At 72.2% G+C, this 18,189-nt stretch carries 15 protein-coding genes and 1 pseudogene; 11 read left to right on the forward strand and 5 right to left on the reverse strand.

The window, feature by feature from the left end:
- Positions 1 to 13: 13 nt before the first annotated feature.
- The 3 genes from Q8A52_RS17375 to Q8A52_RS17385 are packed head-to-tail and all read left to right on the forward strand — an operon-like array spanning position 14 to position 3,450.
- The gene (locus tag Q8A52_RS17375; protein WP_316753057.1) at positions 14 to 1,969 is read left to right on the forward strand and encodes a dynamin family protein; all 1,956 of its coding nucleotides are present in this window, start codon (positions 14 to 16) and stop codon (positions 1,967 to 1,969) included.
- The gene (locus Q8A52_RS17380) at positions 1,969 to 2,958 is read left to right on the forward strand and encodes a hypothetical protein (RefSeq protein WP_316753059.1); all 990 of its coding nucleotides are present in this window, start codon (positions 1,969 to 1,971) and stop codon (positions 2,956 to 2,958) included. The genes Q8A52_RS17375 and Q8A52_RS17380 overlap by 1 nt, the downstream gene beginning before the upstream one ends.
- A gap of 3 nt (positions 2,959 to 2,961) precedes the next feature.
- On the forward strand, positions 2,962 to 3,450 hold the full coding sequence (locus Q8A52_RS17385) for a hypothetical protein (RefSeq protein WP_316753061.1): 489 nt from the start codon (positions 2,962 to 2,964) through the stop codon (positions 3,448 to 3,450).
- Between the two features lie 16 nt (positions 3,451 to 3,466).
- On the opposite strand, the gene Q8A52_RS17390 is transcribed toward Q8A52_RS17385, so the two are convergent.
- Positions 3,467 to 4,189 carry a Crp/Fnr family transcriptional regulator gene (locus Q8A52_RS17390; RefSeq protein ID WP_316753063.1) on the reverse strand — a complete coding sequence of 241 codons (723 nt, stop codon included), beginning with the start codon at positions 4,187 to 4,189 and terminating at the stop codon, positions 3,467 to 3,469.
- 433 nt (positions 4,190 to 4,622) lie between these two features.
- Between Q8A52_RS17390 and rsgA the strand changes: the two genes are divergently transcribed.
- The 4 genes from rsgA (at position 4,623) to Q8A52_RS17410 (ending at position 9,156) form a co-directional block, all read left to right on the forward strand.
- Positions 4,623 to 5,714: a ribosome small subunit-dependent GTPase A gene (gene rsgA, locus Q8A52_RS17395; protein ID WP_316753065.1), complete on the forward strand. Its 1,092-nt coding sequence runs from the start codon at positions 4,623 to 4,625 to the stop codon at positions 5,712 to 5,714.
- A 119-nt stretch (positions 5,715 to 5,833) separates the two neighbouring features.
- Positions 5,834 to 7,231: a DNA-3-methyladenine glycosylase 2 family protein gene (locus Q8A52_RS17400; protein WP_316753242.1), complete on the forward strand. Its 1,398-nt coding sequence runs from the start codon at positions 5,834 to 5,836 to the stop codon at positions 7,229 to 7,231.
- Entirely contained in the window at positions 7,228 to 7,722 is a 495-nt protein-coding gene (locus Q8A52_RS17405) for a methylated-DNA--[protein]-cysteine S-methyltransferase (protein WP_316753067.1), read from the forward strand. The genes Q8A52_RS17400 and Q8A52_RS17405 overlap by 4 nt, the downstream gene beginning before the upstream one ends.
- 240 nt (positions 7,723 to 7,962) lie before the next feature.
- The gene (locus tag Q8A52_RS17410; protein ID WP_316753069.1) at positions 7,963 to 9,156 is read left to right on the forward strand and encodes an SGNH/GDSL hydrolase family protein; all 1,194 of its coding nucleotides are present in this window, start codon (positions 7,963 to 7,965) and stop codon (positions 9,154 to 9,156) included.
- Positions 9,157 to 9,160: 4 nt separating this feature from the next.
- Here Q8A52_RS17410 and Q8A52_RS17415 read toward each other — a convergent pair whose 3' ends face one another.
- Together Q8A52_RS17415 and Q8A52_RS17420 are read right to left on the reverse strand one after the other, a co-directional pair.
- The gene (locus Q8A52_RS17415) at positions 9,161 to 9,643 is read right to left on the reverse strand and encodes a DUF456 domain-containing protein (RefSeq protein ID WP_316753071.1); all 483 of its coding nucleotides are present in this window, start codon (positions 9,641 to 9,643) and stop codon (positions 9,161 to 9,163) included.
- A 48-nt stretch (positions 9,644 to 9,691) separates the two neighbouring features.
- Positions 9,692 to 10,174 (reverse strand): annotated as a pseudogene (locus Q8A52_RS17420) (helix-turn-helix transcriptional regulator); the annotation flags it as partial.
- 148 nt (positions 10,175 to 10,322) lie between these two features.
- On the opposite strand from Q8A52_RS17420, the gene Q8A52_RS17425 reads away from it, so the two are divergent.
- The 3 genes from Q8A52_RS17425 (at position 10,323) to Q8A52_RS17435 (ending at position 14,904) form a co-directional block, all read left to right on the forward strand.
- Positions 10,323 to 12,221: a protein phosphatase 2C domain-containing protein gene (locus tag Q8A52_RS17425; RefSeq protein ID WP_316753073.1), complete on the forward strand. Its 1,899-nt coding sequence runs from the start codon at positions 10,323 to 10,325 to the stop codon at positions 12,219 to 12,221.
- Between the two features lie 105 nt (positions 12,222 to 12,326).
- Complete coding sequence (locus Q8A52_RS17430; protein ID WP_316753075.1) at positions 12,327 to 14,069, forward strand: pyruvate dehydrogenase; 1,743 nt, start codon at positions 12,327 to 12,329, stop codon at positions 14,067 to 14,069.
- Positions 14,070 to 14,445: 376 nt separating this feature from the next.
- The gene (locus Q8A52_RS17435; protein WP_408649209.1) at positions 14,446 to 14,904 is read left to right on the forward strand and encodes an ATP-binding protein; all 459 of its coding nucleotides are present in this window, start codon (positions 14,446 to 14,448) and stop codon (positions 14,902 to 14,904) included.
- A gap of 80 nt (positions 14,905 to 14,984) precedes the next feature.
- Here Q8A52_RS17435 and Q8A52_RS17440 read toward each other — a convergent pair whose 3' ends face one another.
- Together Q8A52_RS17440 and Q8A52_RS17445 are read right to left on the reverse strand one after the other, a co-directional pair.
- Complete coding sequence (locus tag Q8A52_RS17440; RefSeq protein WP_316753078.1) at positions 14,985 to 16,022, reverse strand: DUF2637 domain-containing protein; 1,038 nt, start codon at positions 16,020 to 16,022, stop codon at positions 14,985 to 14,987.
- A gap of 303 nt (positions 16,023 to 16,325) precedes the next feature.
- Positions 16,326 to 17,156: a (2Fe-2S)-binding protein gene (locus tag Q8A52_RS17445; protein WP_316753080.1), complete on the reverse strand. Its 831-nt coding sequence runs from the start codon at positions 17,154 to 17,156 to the stop codon at positions 16,326 to 16,328.
- Between the two features lie 165 nt (positions 17,157 to 17,321).
- Here Q8A52_RS17445 and Q8A52_RS17450 point away from each other — a divergent pair, with 165 nt between their 5' ends.
- Complete coding sequence (locus Q8A52_RS17450; RefSeq protein ID WP_316753081.1) at positions 17,322 to 18,122, forward strand: GntR family transcriptional regulator; 801 nt, start codon at positions 17,322 to 17,324, stop codon at positions 18,120 to 18,122.
- Positions 18,123 to 18,189 lie beyond the last annotated feature (67 nt).

Below are 18,189 nucleotides of genomic sequence, written 5' to 3' on the forward strand. Positions count from 1 at the left end.
GAGAGTGACGACCATGACCACCACGGAAGCCGTGGGTTACGGCGCCGCGGACGCCCAGCGCCTGCGGCTGATGGAGGTCTGCCGGCAACTCGGGAAGATCGCCGGGCAGATCGGCAACAGCGGGGCGGAAGGCGTTGTGACCGCGCTGCTCGAACGGATGGACAGCGACGCCTTCCACGTGATGGTGGTCGGCGACTTCAACCGCGGCAAGTCCACCTTCGTCAACGCCCTGCTGGGCGCCCAAGTGCTGCCGGTCAAGGCGACGCCCGCCACCGCCGTCATCACCGAGGTCAAGTTCGGCGACCCCCCGGTGGCCCGGCTGTGGCGGGAGGACGCGGCGGTGCCCGAGACAGTCCACCCCGAGGAGCTCATCTCCCTCATCACCGTCAACAGCAAGGAACGCGACCAGGCCAACCCCTTCGTCCGGGCCGAGGTCATCTGGCCGCTGGAACTGTGCCGCCACAACGTCGTTCTCATCGACTCGCCCGGCCTCAACGAGCATGCCAACCGCGACGAGATCACCCTCACCCACCTGCGCAAGGCCGATGCGGTGATCTTCCTCCAGCATGCGATCGCCCCCATGAGCATCAGCGAGTCGCAGTTCCTCACGTCCTACCTGGACGCGCACGACCCCTTCTTCGTCTTCACCTACTTCGACGCCATCGAGGACACCGAACGGGACGACGTCGTCGCCGGGGCGCGGCAGCGCATCGTCGGACTGCGCGGTGAGGACCGGGACGAGAACCGCTTCTACTTCGTCGACGCCAAGACCGCGCTGCGCGCCCGGATCGCCGACGACACCACCGGCTACCAGAACTCCGGCGTGGCCGATCTGGAACACGCCCTGGAGCGCTATCTGGTGACGGACCGTCACAAGGTCAAGCTGCTCGCTCCGGCGCGTGCCCTGCGCGGCCTCGCGCGCGAGCTCGACCGCAACATCCCGCACGAACTCGCCCTGCTCGACACGAAGTCCGCGGACTTGGAACGACGCTGGGAAGCCGCCCAGCAGCCGCTGCACGACCTGGAGGTACAGGCCCGGCAGATCTCGCTGGACATCCGCAACCAGACCCGGATGCTCCAGGACAGGGTGGAAGCCCTGCTCGGCGGCTACCTCGCCTCCGTGGCGGACGAGGCTCCGGCGATCGCGGCGGAGGTTGCCCTGACAACCAAGATCGGCATGAATCCGCTCAAGGTTCCCGAGCGAGCCGAACAGGTCACCCAGGAGATCGCCGCCGGCACCGCGAGGGCCATCGAGCAGAAGGTGGCCGACTGGGTGAGCAGTTCGCTGGAGCCGGTGATCCACCAGGACCTGGAGAAGCTCGCCGAGCGGATGAACGCTCAGCTGAACTCCTTCGAGGCACGTCTGGACGAGCTGCGGATCAGCCTCACCGGGGTGCGGGACGCGGGGCGCGCCGGGGAACGCGAGGAGGAACAGCCGCTCACCAGGTTCCTTTCGGGGGCGGCCGGCTTCGTCCTCGGCGGAGTGGCGGGCGGCATGGTCGGTGCCCGTTTCGGGGCCAAGGAGGCGCTGCGCACCCTGCCCATCACGCTGGCGATCGCCATGGCCTGGATGTTCACCCCGTTCGGGATCCCGACCCTGATCGGCAGCCTGCTCGTCCACGGATTCATCAAGAGCAAGGAGGCCGGCAGCCGGCTGGAGAACAGGATGCGGGAGGCGGTCGGCCGCGAGATGGCCACCCAGATCAGACTGGCCGCGCCCAAGCAGGCCCGCGAGGCGGCCCAGGCGTTCGCCACCACGACCATGGAGCCGATCGCCCGTGACGTGACCGCGGGGCTCTCCGCCCGGACCGGCGAACTGACCCGCAGCGTGGAGTCGGCGCGGGAGGCCCGTCAGCAGGGCGAGGCGGCCGTCGAGGAGCGCCGCGCCGAACTGAACCGGCTGGACACGCTGCTCCGCAAGGCCGGTGACGACCTCGGCGACCTGGTCGACGAACTGGCGTTGCTCTGATGGCCCGTTACCGCAGGCGTCTGTGCATGGCCGTGGACCTGCGCCAGTACAGCCGCCACAGCTACACCGAGCAGGCCGACGCACAGGTCAGGCTCCGCCTCGTCGTCGAGCACGCGCTGCGCCGCGCCCGGGTCATGCGGGTCCGTACGCAGCAGCAACTGCAGGGCGACGGGCGGCTGGTGGTCTTCCCGTCCCGCACCGATCTCGTACGGGCCGTCCCGGCCCTGATCCTCGGGCTTCGGGACGGCCTGTACGAGGCGAACCGGGCGCCCGGGGCCTTCGGCCGGATGAGGATGCGGGCCGCGCTCGGGCAGGGGTCCATCTCCCGGGCCGACAGCGGCTATCTGGGCGACTGCGTGGTACTGGTCAGTCGCCTGGTGGACTCCGACGGGCTGCGGAACGCACTGGAACGCAACGAGGACAGCGACCTGGCCCTCGCCGTGCCGAACGAGCTCTACCGGGACGTGATCGTGCAGCAGGCCCATGGGCTGCCCGCCTCCGACTTCCGGCAGACCGAAGTGATCACCGAGAAGAAGGACTTCGCCGCCGACGCCTGGCTGTACGTGCCGAGATCAGCGCCTGCCAGGGACACGAGCCAGGAACCGGTGATCTGGGGGCACTCGCCGGGGCGTGCGGCGATGCGGGAGTTCGTCGTTCCGGCGCTGGCCGCCGCGCATCTCGCGGCCACCGTGGTCTCGCACACCCAGACGCTGCGGGAGTGGGCGCTGCCGGAGTCCGGTGCCGGTACGGGCTGCCGGGACGACGACTTCGACGGACCGGACCACGCCGGTCCGTACGGCGCCCACCACGCGGATGCTCCGCATGCGGACCCGTATCACCACGACCAGTACCACCCCGACCCGCATCACCCGGATCCTCATCACCGGGACCCTCATCACCCTGGCGTCCCGCACCATCACCATGACCCGGATCCACATCACCACGATCCCGGCGGCCACTTCCATCACTTCCACCACGGCGGGCACTGAGCGATGGCCGAACACACGTCGGCAGCAGAGGAGTTGGCGGCCGCGGTCGCCGCGATGGCGTCGTTCCAGCAGGTCACCCAACAGGCCGACGCCAAGGCCGGAACGATGGTCACCGTGCACGTCGGCCTCGCGGCCGTCGTCGCCACCAAGGTCGGCTCGGTCGGTGCCCCGGCGCCGACCGAGCCGGTGGCCGTGCTCTTCTGGCTCGCCACCTTGGCGTATCTCCTCGGCTTCACCATGTCGGGATACCTGCTGGTCCAGGTGATCCGTCCGCGCACGGGGCGGCACCCGGCACCGAACCGGTTCTCACTGGACGTCGCCGACCACGCCGGTGCGAGCGGCGATCGGCTGGCAGCCCAGGCCTGGGCGACGGCGGACGCCATCGCGCGGATCGCGTCGCTCAAGAACCGCTACACGGCCCGCGCGGTCGGCTGGGTCGCCGGGATGGTCGTGGCGGCCGCGATATGGCTGGTGCTGGCCGGGGCGACGTGACGAGCTGCGCGGCGGCTCAGTCCGTACCCGCGATCCGGCTGAGTTCGGGGACGTCCCGGACCAGGATCCGCCGGTATCCGGTCTCGATGATCCGATGCTCGCGCAGCATGCGTAACACCCGGTGCACGCTCGGCTCGGAGGCCCCGACCAGAGCCGCGAGTTCCGGTTGGGTGAGCGACACCCCGATCGAGACCCCTGCCTCGCAGGGCCGGCCGTACACCCGGGTCAGCTCACCCAGTACCCGGGCCACCCGGGTGCTCACCGGACAGCCCCCGAACTCCTGTCTGCGCCGGGTCGCCCAGCGCAGTTTGCCCGCCACGGCGCGCATCACCGCCTGGGCGGCGTCGTCGTGCCGCGCGAGAGCCGCCAGGAACTCCTGGCGGGTGATTGTCTTCGCCGTGCCGGACCCGGCCGCCACGACCGTGGCAACACGCGGCTGTGCGTCGAAGCAGGCCAGTTCACCGACGATGTCGCCACCGGCCCGGACGGCCATCAGCGCCTCCCGGCCGTCGTCCGTCGTGGCCAGCACCTTGAACCAACCGCTCAGCAGCAGGAAGACGTGCGAGCCGTACTCGCCCTCGCGCAGCAGTCGTTCACCGCCCTCGAAGCGCACCGGCCGCCCGAGTCCGATGAGCTGATTGCGCGTCTCCACGCGGAGTCCGCCCAGAAGGCTGGCCTCCGGCCAGCGGTCTTCCACCGGCCGCGGAGCGGGCCCGGTGCGCGCAGCGGTTGATGTCATGACTGGGCCCTTCGAATCGCCGTTCGTTTTTGGCCAAGATGCCGCCTGTCACGCATTGTGTCCTCGACTCGCGGGCTCCGCCCAGAAGTTGGGTGTTTTGGTGTGACTTTTCGGTCGGGGTCGTTCGTCACGCACACGATGTGGTAGCGGGGTGCCGCGGCCGGCCGGAGCCGAATGACGGCGCGCGCGGAAATCCGGTTGACGGTGACGTGCCGGCCCCGGTTATGGTTCTGCTCGCTCGAAGGAGGCCGAGTCGGCCCTCGACGCGAGCCGAGACGAACAGGAGGTGAGGACCGTGATGACTGTCACTGCGCTGGGCGCTGCCCGGATCCAGATCATCCATCCCACCCCCGTGGTCTCCGGCTGACCTCTCCTTTCCTTCATCTCCGCGCCGAAGCGCGCCTGCCGGGGCCACCCTTGTGAAGGGTCTCCCTTGACTTCCAGCAATGTCTTCTCCGCTCTCGCCCCCTACGGCTGGGACGAGGCATGGGCGGACCGGTTCGCCCCGTACGACTCCGAAGGACTGCTGCCCGGGCGGGTCGTCCGCGTCGACCGCGGGCAGTGCGACGTCATCACCGCCGGTGGCGTCGTAAGGGCGGACACCGCCTTCGTCACCCCGCACGATCCGCTGCGCGTCGTGTGCACCGGTGACTGGGTCGCCGTCGAGCCCGGTGGCAACCCGCGCTATGTACGGACGTGTCTGCCGCGCCGTACCGCCTTTGTGCGCTCCACCTCCTCCAAGCGGTCCGAGGGGCAGATCCTCGCCGCCAACGTCGACCACGCGATCGTCGCCGTGTCGCTCGCCGTAGAACTCGACCTCGGCCGCATCGAACGGTTCCTGGCCCTGGCCTGGGAGTCGGGGGCGCAGCCCGTGGTCGTGCTCACCAAGGCCGACCTCGTGCCGGACGCGGTGGCCCTGTCGTACCTCGTTCAGGACGTGGAGACGACCGCGCCCGGCGTGCCGGTGCTCACCGTCAGCGCCCTGCACGGCGAGGGGCTCGACGTCCTCGTCGCGCTCGCCGCCGGGGGCACCTCCGTACTGCTCGGGCAGTCCGGCGCGGGAAAGTCGACGCTCGCGAACGCACTGATCGGACAGGATGTGATGGACGTCCAGGCCACCCGGGACATGGACGGCAAGGGGCGGCACACGACCACCACACGCAATCTGCTCGCCCTGCCCGGCGGAGGCGTGCTGATCGACACCCCCGGACTGCGGGGCGTCGGGCTCTGGGACGCCGAGAGCGGGGTCGGCCAGGTCTTCTCCGAGATCGAGGAGCTGGGGGAGCGGTGCCGGTTCCACGACTGCGCCCATGAGTCGGAGCCCGGGTGCGCCGTGCTGGCCGCCGTCGACGCCGGGGAGCTGCCGCAGCGGCGGCTGGAGAGCTACCGCAAGCTCATGCGGGAGAACCAGTGGATCGTGGCCAAGACCGACGCGCGGGTCCGTGCGGAGCTTCGGCGGGACTGGAAGCGGAAGGGGGCGGAAGGGAAGGCGGCGATGGAGCTGAAGCGGGGGCGCCGGCGGTAGGCGCCCGGCACCGGTGCGGCCGTCGCCGGACGGGCCGGCCGGCGTCGGCCGGAACCGCCAGGTGCGTGTCCGATATCCGCCAGCCCGGCCCGGTGGCCATCGCTCACACTGTAAGCGTGATGGACGAAGACACCAGGTACGAGGCCGTGCGCAGCCGGGACGCCCGGTTCGACGGGGAGTTCTTCTTCGCCGTCGAGACCACCGGGATCTACTGCCGGCCCAGCTGCCCGGCCGTGACGCCGAAGCGGCGGAACGTGCGGTTCTACGCGACGGCCGCCGCCGCGCAGGGCTCCGGGTTCCGGGCCTGCCGGCGGTGCCGTCCGGACGCCGTGCCGGGCTCCGCCGACTGGAACGTCCGTGCGGACGTGGTGGGCCGGGCGATGCGGCTGATCGGGGACGGCGTGGTCGACCGGGAGGGCGTCGCCGGGCTCGCCGAGCGGCTGGGCTACAGCACGCGGCAGGTGCAGCGGCAGCTCACCGCGGAACTCGGCGCCGGTCCCGTCGCGCTGGCCCGGGCGCAGCGGGCGCACACCGCGCGGGTGCTGCTGCAGACCACCGAGCTGTCGGTCACCGAGATCGCCTTCGCCGCCGGTTTCGCCAGCGTGCGCCAGTTCAACGACACGATACGGGCCGTGTACGCCTCGACGCCGACCGAGGTACGGGCCGCGGCGCCCCGGGAGCGGGGCTCGCGCCGGGCCACCCCCGGCGCCGGGATCCCGCTGCGGCTCGCGTACCGGGGGCCGTATCAGTCCGGCGCCGTCTTCGACCTGCTCGCCCGCGAGGCCGTGAGCGGGGTCGAGGAGATCGTCGGCGAGCCCGGGCGCCGTACCTACCGGCGTACGCTGCGGCTGCCGTACGGCACCGGGACCGTCGCCGTCGAGGAGCGCACGGGGGCCCCGAACGCGGGCGCCGCCGCGCATCCCGGCGGCTGGCTCGACGCCCGGCTGCATCTGACCGACCCGCGGGACCTGACGACCGCCGTGCAACGGCTGCGCCGGCTGTTCGATCTCGATGCCGATCCGTACGCCGTCGACGAGCGGCTCGGCGGCGCCGAGCCGCTCGCTCCGCTGGTCGCCGCCCGGCCGGGACTGCGCTCGCCCGGCGCCGCCGATCCGGCGGAGTTCGCGGTACGGGCGCTGGTCGGGCAGGCGGAGGCGGAGCGGCTCGTCCTGCGGTACGGCAAGGCGCTGGACGCCCCCAGCGGCAGCCTGACCCATCTGTTCCCCGAGCCCGCCGTCCTCGCGGACGCCGAGCCGCACGGCACCCTGGGTGCGCTGGCCACCGCGCTCGCCGACGGCACCGTACGGCTCGATCCGGGCGCCGACCGGGACGACGCCGAGGCGGCGCTGCTCGCCCTGCCCGGTATGGACCCGGCCGTCGTCGCCGCCGTCCGGGTCCGTGCCCTCGGCGACCCCGACGTGGCCCCGCCGGGCGAGGACGTGCCCGACGGCTGGCGGCCCTGGCGTTCCTACGCCGTACAACACCTGTGTGTGGAAAAGGAGTTGGAGTCCGCATGACCTACTGGACCCGGGTGGACGGGCCCCTCGGCCCGCTTCTGCTCACCGCCGCCCCGGACGGGGCCCTGACCTCGCTGTCCGTGCCCGGGCAGAAGGGCGGCCGAACGGTCCTGGCGGACTGGCGGCAGGACCGCGGGCCGTTCCGGGCGGCCGAGGAGCAGCTCGCCGCCTACTTCGCCGGTGAACTCAAGGAGTTCCGGCTGGAGTTGCGGACCGAGGGCACCGAGTTCCGGGAGCGGGTCTGGGCCGCCCTCGACTCCGTCCCGTACGGCGCGACCACGACGTACGGTGAGATCGCCACACGGATCGGCGCCTCCCGCGCCGCCGTGCGGGCCGTCGGCGGCGCGATCGGCGCCAATCCCCTGCTGGTCCTCCGCCCGTGCCACCGCGTGATCGGCGCGGACGGATCCCTGACCGGCTATGCGGGCGGCCTCGACCGGAAGGTGTCGCTGCTGACGATGGAGGGGGCGCTCGGCCCGGCGGGTGCCTAGACCCTGTCCTCCTCCAGGCAGCCGCTGCGACGCCGGACTTGCCCGGTCGGCCTCGCTGAATCCGGTCGTGGCACCAGCCGAACACGCCCGCCCCGCCCGGCACATCGGCTGCCGTCGGCCTGGTCCGGACCGGCCCCGGCTGGGCCGTGCGGGTGTTTTCGACGGTGAAGTTCCGCTGCCTTTCCGGGGCCGTGTGTCACCGTCGCCTCGAGCGGGCGACGGGGAAGGGCGGACGCACACATGGTCAAGGCCGGGCGGGTTCTCGTACTGCTGCTTGTGCTGTTCTTCGGCGCCACCGCGACGACGGCGACGGCCGACACGGCTCCCGTACTGTCGTCCGTCTGGACCGGGACCTGGGAGACCGCCCCCTCGGGGACCGCTGCCGCGCTTCCCGGCGCCGCCATCCGCAACGTCGTGCACACCAGTGTCGGCGGGACGGCCGTGCGGATCAGGCTGAGCAACCGGTTCGGCAGCGCGCCCCTGACGCTGGGCGCGGTCACGGTCGCCCTGCGGCGGGCGGGCGGCGGCCCGGCAGCCGTAGCCGGTTCGATGCGCGTCGCCACCTTCAGCGGGGCCGAGACCGTCACCGTGCCGCCGGGCTGGGACGTGCTCACCGACCCGGTGCCGCTGACCGTACCGGCCGCCGCCGATCTGCTGGTCACGGTCTTCACGCCCGCCGACTCGGGCCCCGCGACGTACCACCGCACGGCCCTCCAGACCAGCTACGTCGCCGCGCAGGGCGAGGAGCGGGCCGCCGACGAGGACGGCACGGCCTACTCGGCCAAAACCCGCTACTGGTACTACGTCGCCGGCGTCGACGTGCGCGGCCCGGCCGTCGGCAGCGTCGTCGCCTTCGGGGACTCCCTCACCGACGGCAACGGCTCCACCGCCGACGCCAATCACCGCTGGCCCGACCGGCTCGCCGAACGCCTCCAGAGCCGTCGGCTGGGCGTCCTCAACGCGGGCATCGGCGGCAACCGCCTGCTGCGGGACGGCGTCGGGCCCGGCGCGCTGTCCCGGCTGGACGCCGACGCGCTGTCCCGGGCCGGCGTGCGCGCGCTGATCGTCCTCGAGGGCATCAACGACATCAAGGGCACGCCGGAGGCGAGCGACCCGGCCGCCTTCGTGGAGGCGTACCGCGAGATCGTGTCCCGCGCGCACGCCCACGGCATCCGGGTCGTCGGCGGGACCCTCACGCCCTACGGCGGTTACACCGACTTCACGGCGGCCCGTGAGGCGGTACGGCAGAAGGTCAACGCCCTCATCCGCACGGGCGGTGTCTTCGACGCCGTCGCCGACTTCGACGCCACCGTCCGCGACCCGGCGTCGCCCGAGCGGATCCGGCCCGACTACGACCCGGGCGACCATCTGCACTTCAACGACGCGGGGATGCGGGCCCTCGCCGACACCGTGGACCCGGCCGTCCTCGGCTGACGCGTCAGCCCCTGATCACGGCGCCCAGCCACGCCCCCGCGATCAGCAGGCAGGCGAACAGCTCCGTCAGCACGCTGAAGCCGCCCGAGCGCATCGTCGTACGCAGCGCGGCCATGGCCTCGCCGTGACGGCCCAGACGCAGGCGTTCATGGAGGTAGATCCCGGCCATGAACCCGGGGATCGCGCCCAGCACGGGGAGCAGGAAGAAGCCGAGGAAGGCCCCGGCGCCCGCGTACACCCCCATCCGGGGTGTGGCGCCGCTCTCGCGCAGCCGCCGGGGCGGGAGCGCCCAGCGCACCACCATGGACAGGAGCAGTACGACGGTGGCACCCACCAGGACACCCCAGGCCAGCGGCTGCGGATCCTGCAACGCCCACCACAGCACCGCGGCCCACACCAGCCACGACCCCGGCACACCCGGCACCAGCACTCCGCACAGGCCGAGCACGATCACCAGGCCGACCAGCAGGAGCTCGGGCACGCCCATCTGCCCAGCGTGCCGGAGCCCGGGCGGCGGCGCAGGTCAAGCAGTGGGTCAGGGGTCGCCCCGGGCCACCCAGCCCCGCTCGCAGGCGTGCCCGGCGAGCAGCAGCGAGAGCACCTCCAGATCGGCGCCGTCGGGGCCGTCCGGCTGCTCCCCGCAGACCCCGTGCGCACCCAGCCGCAGCGGCAGCGCGTCCCGCCACACCGACTCGAACAGCCCGGAGAGCAGCTCCAGCAAGCCGCCGGCGTGCACGACCAGGGCGGCCGGTTCGGCGGTGTGCGAGGTGAGCGGCACCATGGCCGGCGTGCGGTCGGCGACGACCAGCTTGGTCGGCACCCGGTCCACCACCCGTACCCGCTCGTCCCGGCCCAGTGCCGCGGTCAGCCCGGTCATGCCGTCCGGCCGGTCGAGCACGGCCCGCTCGACGACCACCCGGTAGCGGACCCCGCGTCCGGCCGCCCGCACCTCGGCGTCGTTGTCCATGCCGGAGACGACCACCGGGTGGCCGGTGACCAGCGCGCAGACCTCGTCGCTCGTGTGGCCGCCGGCGGCGTTGTGCGTATCGCCTTGCCTCGTACGGCAGTTCGCCGCGTCCCTCGGCACGGCGTGCGAGAGCGGCAGGTGCGCCGGATTTTCGGGATGCCCCGTTTTCATGCGGCCCGTGCGGTGGACAATTAGGGGCATGAGCCAGCAGGGGGGTAGGCCCACCCGTCGCGAGGACGATTGGTGGGGGCAGCTGTACGACGACTCCACCGACGACGCCGGGCCCACGGCCACGGCCGATTCCCTGGACGACCGGTTCGCCTCGGCGGCGGACACGGTCGATCCACGACCGGGTACCGCACGGGGGGACGGCCCCTCGGACGCGGCCCCCGCAGTGGAATCCACGGTCCCACCGCAATGCGCACCCACCGCGCCGCGCGAGGGACCCCCACGGCAGCGCGGCTCCTGGAAGCCGACGCCCGAGGCACCCGAGGGCCCCGCGACATTCCCACCGGGTCCCAAGCCCCCGGGCTTCAGGGAGTCGCCGGACCGCACACCCGGACCGGCCCCGGGGCGTGCCGGTTCCACCGAGTCGGCCCCACGGGGCGGCGCCTCCGCGGCTTCCGCCGGAGAGGCCGAGGCCGGCCGGGTTGCTCGAGCGCCCTCGGCCGGAGGTGACACCTCCCGGTGGGGCGGCTCGGCCGAGCCCGCCGACCGGGGCGCGGCCCACAGGGATGCCTCCGGGCGCTCTGTCGGAGAGACACCCACCCGGGATTCCCCGCCTCCCCAGGCCGCAGAGGGCACCGTCCGCCGGGATGCGGCGGCGGAGTTCACCGACCGTGACGCCGCTGTGCGGGAGGCTTCCGCACGCTCCGGCGGAGAGCTTGCCGGGCGACGGGACGTCCCAGCGCCGGCGCCCTTCACCGGGGAGGACACCTCCGGGCGCTCTGCGGGGCGGGATGTTCCGGCGCCCCGCGCCGAGGCGGGCGCCTCTCAGTGGGGTGCCTCCGGCGAGGCCGTCGGGCCGGGTGACGACGTCCGTCCGGAGCCTGTCGTCGCAACCCCCGCCCGGCAGGGCCCCCGTGCTGCCACTCAGCTCGATCTGCCCGTCGTTCCGCCGGCCGCCGCCACCGTCGACTACGTCGGATCCGGGCCGCCCACCTATGACGCCGAACCCACCGCGTTGCCGGTCGCCGATCCCGATGAGCTCGATGATCTGGTCGCGGACACGGTGCTCGACGGGGCCCGTTACGGGGCGTGCACGCTGCGGGCCGTATCCGTGCGGGGGGACTCCGCGCGGTATCGGGGGGAGCCGCGCCGCGACTCGTTGCTCACCGCGCGGTTCGGGTCGGGGGAGCAGGCGCTGATCCTCGTGGCCCTGGCGACCGGCGCGCGGGCCACGCCGGGGGCACACCGGGCGGCGTCGGAGGCGTGTCAGTGGCTCGGGCGGGCCGTCGGGCGCAGTCACCAGCGGCTCGGCGAGGACATCCGGGCCGCCCGGCGCGGTGACCTGAAGTCCGGCCTGCACCGGCTCACCGACCGCAGCCTCGGCAAGCTCCGGGCCAGCGCCGCCGAGCAGGGCATCGACCCGGAGGAGTACTCGGCGACCCTGCGCTGTCTGCTGCTGCCGGCCCACCCGGAGTGCCGTACGCGCGTGTTCTTCGGGATCGGCGAAGGCGGGCTGTTCCGGCTGCGGAACGGGGAGTGGCAGGACATCGAGCCACGGGTCACGGCCGCGGACACCACCGGTGAGGCCGTGGTCGGGTTCGGCTCGCCGCCGTCCGAGACCCCGGAGGGGGACCGGCTCACCATGGACCTGGGGATCCCGACGCCCCCGAGCCCGTACGAGCCGGCCCCCGAACCACCTCGCGAACCCTTCCGGTTCCGCGCCTCGGTCGCCCGTCCGGGCGATGCGCTGCTGATGTGCAGCGGTGGCCTGGCCGACCCGCTGCGCGGCGAGCCCGCCCTCTGCGCCTACCTGGCCCGGCGCTGGTCCGGTGGCACCCCGCCCGGTCTGGCCGCGTTCCTCGCGGACACCCAGGTGCGGGTGAAGGGGTACGCCGACGACCGTACGGTGGCCGCCGTCTGGGAGGCGTAACCGCGCGCCCTGTGAATTCATGGATCTCGCAGAGACCCGACGGCACCGGACGGCACCCGATGGCACCGGACGGTTACCCCGGAGACGAAGGGGCACGCGAGAGCCATGGCCAAGCAGAACGTCGCCGAGCAGTTCGTCGATATCCTCGTCCGCGCCGGCGTACGCCGCCTGTACGGCGTCGTCGGCGACAGCCTCAACCCGGTCGTCGACGCCGTCCGCCGCAACTCCGCCATCGACTGGATCCATGTGCGGCACGAGGAGACGGCCGCCTTCGCGGCGGGTGCCGAGGCGCAGATCACCGGGAAGCTGGCGGCCTGCGCCGGCTCCTGCGGCCCCGGCAATCTGCACCTCATCAACGGCCTGTACGACGCCCACCGCTCCATGGCCCCGGTGCTCGCCCTCGCCTCGCACATCCCGTCCAGCGAGATCGGCCTCGGCTACTTCCAGGAGACCCACCCCGACCGGCTGTTCAGCGAGTGCAGCCACTACAGCGAGCTGATCTCCAGCCCCAAGCAGATGCCCCGGCTGCTGCAGACCGCCATCCAGCACGCGGTCGGGCAGCGGGGTGTGAGCGTGGTCTCCCTGCCCGGCGACATCGCCGACGAACCCGCCCCGGACAAGACCGCCGAGACCGCCCTGGTCACCTCCCGGCCCTCCGTGCGCCCGGGCGACGCCGAGATCGACCGGCTCGTCGAGATGATCGACAGGGCCGAGAGGGTCACCCTGTTCTGCGGCAGCGGCACGGCGGGCGCGCACGCCGAGGTGATGGAGTTCGCGGGGAAGGTCAAGTCCCCGGTGGGACACGCGCTGCGCGGCAAGGAGTGGATCCAGTACGACAACCCGTACGACGTCGGCATGAGCGGTCTGCTCGGCTACGGCGCCGCGTACGAGGCCACCCATGAGTGCGATCTGCTGATCCTGCTCGGCACCGACTTCCCGTACAACGCGTTCCTGCCCGACGACGTCGCCATCGCCCAGGTCGACGTGCGGCCCGAGGTGCTCGGCCGCCGCTCCCGCCTCGACCTCGCCGTGTGGGGCGATGTGCGCGAGACCCTGCGCTGTCTCATCCCGCGGGTGCGGCCCAAGGACGACCGGCGTTTCCTCGACCGGATGCTGAAGAAGCACGCGGACGCGCTGGAGGGTGTGGTCAGGGCGTACACCCGGAAGGTGGAGAAGCACGTCCCGATCCATCCCGAGTACGTGGCCTCCGTGCTCGACGAACTCGCCGCCGAGGACGCGGTGTTCACCGTCGACACCGGTATGTGCAACGTCTGGGCCGCCCGCTACATCTCGCCCAACGGCCGCCGCCGGGTGATCGGTTCCTTCTCGCACGGCTCGATGGCGAACGCCCTGCCGATGGCGATCGGGGCGCAGTTCACCGACCGGGGGCGGCAGGTCGTGTCGATGTCCGGGGACGGCGGGTTCTCCATGCTGATGGGCGACTTCCTGACCCTGGTGCAGTACGACCTGCCGGTGAAGGTCGTGCTGTTCAACAACTCCTCCCTGAGCATGGTCGAGTTGGAGATGCTGGTCGCGGGACTGCCCTCGTACGGAACGACGAACACCAACCCGGATTTCGCCGCCGTGGCCCGTGCCTGCGGTGCCTTCGGAATCCGGGTCGAGAAGCCCAAGCAGCTCGTCGGCGCGCTGAGGGACGCCTTCAAGCACCCCGGGCCGGCCCTCGTCGACGTCGTCACCGACCCCAACGCCCTGTCCATCCCGCCCAGGATCAGGGCCGAGATGGTCAAGGGGTTCGCCCTGTCCGCGTCGAAGATGGTGCTGGACGGCGGGGTGGGGCGCATGCTGCAGATGGCCCGCTCCAACCTGCGGAACGTGCCCCGGCCCTGACGGGCTCGTCAGGCTGTGGGGACCATTTGATTCCGGCCAGTTTCACCGGCCCTGCAGAATCGTCCCTGCGGTGAATCGCGTGCCCAGTGTCCGCGGTGGCCGCGGCCGGATCGGCAGACCGGAATCGGTAGGCCCTTGACGGGACACCCGTGGCGGCGTACCGCACGCCCCGGGTCCGGAACCTGGACCCAACGGCACTGGACTCTGCCCTGAAGTGCCCTTCAACCGTGGCCGAAGAGCTGGTTGTTGACATTTCGACATGACTGCCCCCCGTCGGACGGGGCATGGATCCCCGTGAAGGTGTTCGATCAGGAGGGGTACCGGCAACAGCGTGCGGGCGGGGGTCATGAAGAGGCAGGCACGAGGGGGCGGTCCCGTGGCGATCGGGGCCTCCTCGGCGAAGGCAGTGGGGGAAGAGACCGTCAACATCAACGTCGTGGAGCAGACGCGCGCACCGCAACTCAGGCGCCGGCTGGGGCGCGCGGACCTGCGGGAGGTGCCCGAGACACGCAGGGCACTGCGCGAACTCCTGAGGCACTGGGGGAAGCCGGGTCGCTCCGAGATCGCCGAACTGCTCACCAGCGAACTTGTCACCAACGCCCTCGTCCACACCGACCACGATGCCGTCCTGACGGTCGTTCTCGGACCGCGTGGACTGCGTGTGGAGGTACGGGACTTCGTCGCCCGCAGGCCGAGGATGTGCGCGCCGAAGGCCGACGAGGGCACACACGGCAGGGGTCTGGTGCTGGTGCAGTCCCTCGCGGACGCATGGGGCGTACGGGCGCACGGGGTGGGGAAGTCGGTGTGGTTCGAACTCGGCGCGGAAGCCGCGTGAGTCACGACAACGGGACGGGGGCGTGACCACCGAGGTCACGCCCCCGTCCCAAGTGGTGTCCGGCCGCGGCCGGACAGGACCTAGCCGAACTGCTGCTCAAGATCCTTGAGCTTGCGCTCGAGGGAGTCGAGCCGCGGCAGCGCCATGGTGTCGTCCTCCGCGGTCAGGTCGACCGTGATGGGGTCAGACCCTTTGCGGACGGGCTGAAGGGAGGGCCGAGAGCGCACGGGCAGCGGTTCCGGCGCGGATATGGCAGGCTCCGCAGTGACCTGGGAGGAACCGCGTTCCACCTCGTGCACCTCCATCTGCCGGCCGGCGCCGCGGCCGACGAAACCGCGGTGCCCGCGGCTGATCGCCTTGAGCTGGGCACGCTCGACCCGCTGCTGCTCGCGGCGGCGCAGCCGCGTCTGCTCCTTCTGACGCTGGTCCTCGCGCACCTCCTCGACCGCCTCGTCCAGGCTGCGCACACCCTCGAGGAGCATCAGCGACCAGGCCTTGTAGGTCTCGCGGGGGGCCCGCAGCCAGCGGACGATACGGATCTGCGGCAGCGGACGGGGCACCAGGCCCTGCTCGCGCAGCGCGGCCCGGCGGGTCTGCTTCAGGGCGCGGTCGAAGAGCACGGCGGCCGACAGCGACATGCCGGAGAAGAACTGGGGGGCGCCGTCGTGGCCGATGCCCCGGGGTGCGTGCACCCAGTTGAACCAGGCCGCGGCGCCCGCGAACGTCCATACGAGGATCCGGGAGCCGAGGGCCGCGTCACCGTGGCTGGCCTCGCGCACCGCGAGGACGGAGCAGAACATGGCCGCGCCGTCGAGGCCGAACGGCACCAGGTACTCCCAGCCGTCGGTGAGGCCGAGGTTCTGCTGGCCGAAGCCGACCAGGCCGTGGAAGGAGAGTGCCGCGGCAACCGCCGCACAGCAGAACAGAAGGACATAGGAGGCGGTGCCGTATATGGCCTCCTTGCGCCGGCGGCGCTCCTCGCTGCGCTCCCACGAGTCGTCCGCGCTCGCGTCCTTCCCCGAGGAGCGCTTACCGCGCGCAAGCACCGCAACCGCCGCCAGCATGCCCAGGAGCAGTACGGCGCCCGGAAGCAGCCAGTTCAGCGATATGTCTCTCATCTGGGGTCCCTTGCATTGGGATAGGGCGTATCGCCCGCCATAGTGGCCCAATCCCACCGGCCCTCAGGGGGTTTCGGGGCAAGAGGCCGCCAACGAAGTGCAAGGGGATGCCCAGGGCGGCGTTCTGCTCGAACTGCCGCTTGAGGGGCGGGAGTTGAGTTCGAATAAGACTACCCGTACGAATGGTTCCACGGAAAGTTCCTGAGAAAAGTGAGGAAGTTGTGAACTGCCTGTCTCCGCAGGGGTGTCCCAGTCGCGGTGATCCTAGTGGACAGCGGGCCGTGCCGTAGTCCTGAGGGTGCATCAAGCGGCCGCGGCAGCGAGTTTGGCGACGCGGTCGGCGTCGCAGGTGCGCGGGCAGGTGGCGCAGGTGTCCTGCGGCCTGAGGGTGTAGAACATGCAGCAGCTGGCCCGGTCCCGGGTGGGCAGCGCCTCGCCGTCGGGTCCGGTCAGCACACGGAAGGCGGCGGAGCCGACGTAGGGGCGGGTCACCCCCGGCAGTAGCAGCTCCAGCTCGCGCATGGCCCGCTCCTGCTCGCCGAGGAGGTGGGCGACGTACCAGAGCCCCTCGATCACCTCGTCGGTCGCCATGCCCCACAGCGCGCGCCCGCGCCGGCGCATGCGCGGCCCGAACGCCGCGAGGACGGGTTCCAGGTGCTCGGCCACCGCGGCCCGCACCTGAGCCCGCAGCGCCTCCTCGTCGGGCACCACGACCGCGCCGGGCAGTGCTGCCGCGGGGTCGCCGGGGAGGCAGGTGAAGGAGGCGGGGCGTATGGCCATGCGGCCGGCGGTGCGGTCGTAGGAGACATGCGTCACGGGGAGGCGGGGCACCCGGCGGTGCAGGAACCAGGGCACGGTGATCAGCAGGCAGGCGGGCCAGGCGTACCGGTGCAGCCCGAAGCTCGCGATGACGTCCGGGCGGGCTCGCTGTCCGTAGTCCCGTAGCACCTGTGCCTCGTCCCATGCGAGGAAGGCGTCGAGGCCGTCCGTGCCGTCCGCGAGCGAGGCGGCCGGGACCCAGCCGTCGCCGCGGAGTTCCGCGTCCCCGGGGCCCAGCTCCGTGACGGCCAGCCCCGGGTAGGCCTCGGTGAGGCGGGCGTACGCGGCGGAGACGGCCGAGGCGGCAGCGGGCATGGCGGAACCACCGATCAGTGATCACGGACGGGTGAAAAGGTAAGGCTTACCTTACTCGCTTCGTTCGGAATTTGAACTGTCGGCTTGTGCGCCTAAGGTGCTTGACGGGCGAGTAACAACCCGCCGTTAATAGCCCAAGTGCCGACAACCCGGAGGAGGACCCCCGTGAAGCAGAGCGCACACGGCTCCGCCGGAACGGGGATTCCTGATCGACCGGCGGATGCCGCCCGGGTGCCCGCGCAGCCGCGCGCCGCGGACGTGGCACGCGAGCGCGACACCTCGACACCCCAGGCCCGCGGCGAGCACACGCACAGCGAGCGGCCGATTCCGCAGCCGCGGGCGGTCGTGCAGCGCTCGTCCGTGCGCGGCCAGATCCTCGACGCGCTGCGCTCCGCGCTCGTGACGGGGGAGCTGAAGCCCGGCGAGGTGTACTCGGCGCCCGCGCTGGGCGACCGGTTCGGGGTCTCCGCGACGCCCGTGCGGGAGGCCATGCAGCAGCTCGCGCTCGAGGGTGCGGTCGAGGTCGTGCCGAACCGCGGGTTCCGGGTGGTCGAGCGGGGCGCCCGGGAGCTGGCCGAGCTGGCCGAGATCCGCGCGCTGATCGAGGTGCCGGTGATGCTGCGGCTCGCCCGTACGGTGCCCGCCGCGCGCTGGGCCGAGCTGCGGCCCCTCGCCGAGGACACCGCGCGCGCCGCGTCCTCCGGCTGCCGTGCCACCTACGCGGAGTCCGACCGCGCCTTCCACAGCGCGCTCCTTGCCCTCTCCGGCAACGAACAGCTCGTCCGGATCGCCGAGGACCTGCACCGCCGCTCCCAGTGGCCCCTGGTCGGCGGCCCGGCACGCCCGGGTCACGCCGACCTCATCGCCGACGCGGCGGAGCACACGGCACTGCTGGAGGCCCTGATCGCGCGGGACCTGGACGTCGTACGCGCCCTGGTGGGCGAACACTTCGCGGGCGCGGCCTGAGCGCGCCGCGCCGCCGCCGCGCTCCTCTGGAACGGCTCACTCCGTGTGAACGGGAGGCGCCGGCGCT

The sequence above is a fragment of the Streptomyces herbicida genome (genome assembly GCF_032656585.1).
Lineage (GTDB): Bacteria > Actinomycetota > Actinomycetes > Streptomycetales > Streptomycetaceae > Streptomyces > Streptomyces herbicida.

What these genes read in the sequence shown, in the direction of transcription:
- Q8A52_RS17410 (WP_316753069.1), top strand. Translation starts at nt 7,963, where the DNA reads ATGGTCAAGGCCGGGCGGGTTCTCGTACTGCTGCTTGTGCTGTTCTTC.
- Q8A52_RS17430 (WP_316753075.1), top strand. Translation starts at nt 12,327, where the DNA reads ATGGCCAAGCAGAACGTCGCCGAGCAGTTCGTCGATATCCTCGTCCGC.
- Q8A52_RS17390 (WP_316753063.1), bottom strand. Translation starts at nt 4,189, where the DNA reads ATGACATCAACCGCTGCGCGCACCGGGCCCGCTCCGCGGCCGGTGGAA.
- Q8A52_RS17445 (WP_316753080.1), bottom strand. Translation starts at nt 17,156, where the DNA reads ATGCCCGCTGCCGCCTCGGCCGTCTCCGCCGCGTACGCCCGCCTCACC.
- Q8A52_RS17385 (WP_316753061.1), top strand. Translation starts at nt 2,962, where the DNA reads ATGGCCGAACACACGTCGGCAGCAGAGGAGTTGGCGGCCGCGGTCGCC.
- Q8A52_RS17380 (WP_316753059.1), top strand. Translation starts at nt 1,969, where the DNA reads ATGGCCCGTTACCGCAGGCGTCTGTGCATGGCCGTGGACCTGCGCCAG.
- Q8A52_RS17400 (WP_316753242.1), top strand. Translation starts at nt 5,834, where the DNA reads ATGGACGAAGACACCAGGTACGAGGCCGTGCGCAGCCGGGACGCCCGG.
- Q8A52_RS17425 (WP_316753073.1), top strand. Translation starts at nt 10,323, where the DNA reads ATGAGCCAGCAGGGGGGTAGGCCCACCCGTCGCGAGGACGATTGGTGG.
- Q8A52_RS17405 (WP_316753067.1), top strand. Translation starts at nt 7,228, where the DNA reads ATGACCTACTGGACCCGGGTGGACGGGCCCCTCGGCCCGCTTCTGCTC.
- Q8A52_RS17375 (WP_316753057.1), top strand. Translation starts at nt 14, where the DNA reads ATGACCACCACGGAAGCCGTGGGTTACGGCGCCGCGGACGCCCAGCGC.
- Q8A52_RS17440 (WP_316753078.1), bottom strand. Translation starts at nt 16,022, where the DNA reads ATGAGAGACATATCGCTGAACTGGCTGCTTCCGGGCGCCGTACTGCTC.
- Q8A52_RS17415 (WP_316753071.1), bottom strand. Translation starts at nt 9,643, where the DNA reads ATGGGCGTGCCCGAGCTCCTGCTGGTCGGCCTGGTGATCGTGCTCGGC.